Consider the following 1456-nt stretch of genomic DNA (forward strand, 5'->3'; position numbering starts at 1 on the left):
TCAGGCACGCTTGGTTCGGCGCTGAACGGCACCTATGGCAGTCTCGTGCTCAACGCATCGGGCGCCTATAGCTATGCCGTCAACGAGAGCAATGCGGCCGTGCAGGCGCTGCGCCAGTCGACCAACACGCTGAGCGATGTCTTCAGCTACACGATGCGCGACACTGCCGGCGCCACGGCCACGGCCAACCTCACCGTCACCATCCATGGCGCCAACGACGCGCCGGTGCTGGCCGTCCAGACGGTGGCCCAGAACGCCACCGTCGGCTCGGCCTTCTCCTTCGTGCTGCCGACGACCACCTTCACCGATGTCGACAGCACCGAGACGCTGGCCTATACGGCAACGGCTGCCGATGGCACGGCGCTGCCCGCCTGGTTGGCCTTCAACGCCTCGACGCGGACCTTCTCCGGCACGCCGACGGCAACCGGCACCTACGGCGTCAGGGTGACGGCAACCGACCTCGGCGGCCTTGCTGCCAACGAGACCTTCAGCATCGCCGTATCGACGGCTGGCAACAGGGCGCCGACGGCGGTTGCCGATGCGGGGGATGCGACCGAGAAGGGTGGTGTCGCCAATGGTTCGGGTGGTGTGGTTGCGAGCGGCAACGTGCTGACCAACGACACCGATCCGGATGCCGGTGATACCAAGACGGTCACGGCGGTCGTTTTCGGCGCGACATCAGGCACGCTTGGTTCGGCGCTGAACGGCACCTATGGCAGTCTCGTGCTCAACGCATCGGGCGCCTATAGCTATGCCGTCAACGAGAGCAATGCGGCCGTGCAGGCATTGCGCCAGTCGACCAACACGCTGAGCGATGTCTTCAGCTATACGATGCGGGACACTGGCGGCGCCACCGCCACGGCCAACCTGACCGTCACCATCCATGGCGCCAACGACGCACCGGTGCTGGCCGTCCAGACGACGACCCAGAACGCCACCGTCGGCTCGGCCTTCTCCTTCGTGCTGCCGACCACCACCTTCACCGATGTCGACAGCACCGAGACGCTGGCCTATACGGCAACGGCTGCCGATGGCACGGCGCTGCCCGCCTGGTTGGCCTTCAACGCCACGACGCGGACCTTCTCCGGCACGCCGACGACAGCAGGCACCTACGGCGTCAGAGTGACGGCGACCGATCTCGGCGGCCTCTCGACCAACGAGACCTTCAACATCGCCGCATCGGCGGCGCCAACGACCTACAGCCTGTTCAACGCTTCCAGCACGCCGACCCAGACCAACCTCAACGATGGTCAGCAGCTCGAGCTCGGCGTCAAGTTCCAGTCGAACGTCGCCGGGGATGTCACGGGCATCAAGTTCTATCGCAGCGCCAACGACAACGGCCAGAACGTCGTCGACCTGTGGACCACGACCGGCACCAGGCTTGCCACCGCCACCTTCAGCAACACCACGGCGAGCGGCTGGCAGACGGTGAACTTCACGACGCCCGTCACCATTA

Annotated in this window: 1 protein-coding gene; it reads left to right on the plus strand. The window is 65.7% G+C overall.

Annotated features, from left to right (window positions below):
- On the plus strand, window positions 1-1456 hold a 1456-nt coding region (locus tag EEQ99_RS34310), incomplete at both ends, for a putative Ig domain-containing protein (RefSeq protein ID WP_127431941.1).

Origin of the sequence: Rhizobium anhuiense, from assembly GCF_003985145.1 — a bacterium.
GTDB classification, from domain to species: domain Bacteria; phylum Pseudomonadota; class Alphaproteobacteria; order Rhizobiales; family Rhizobiaceae; genus Rhizobium; species Rhizobium anhuiense.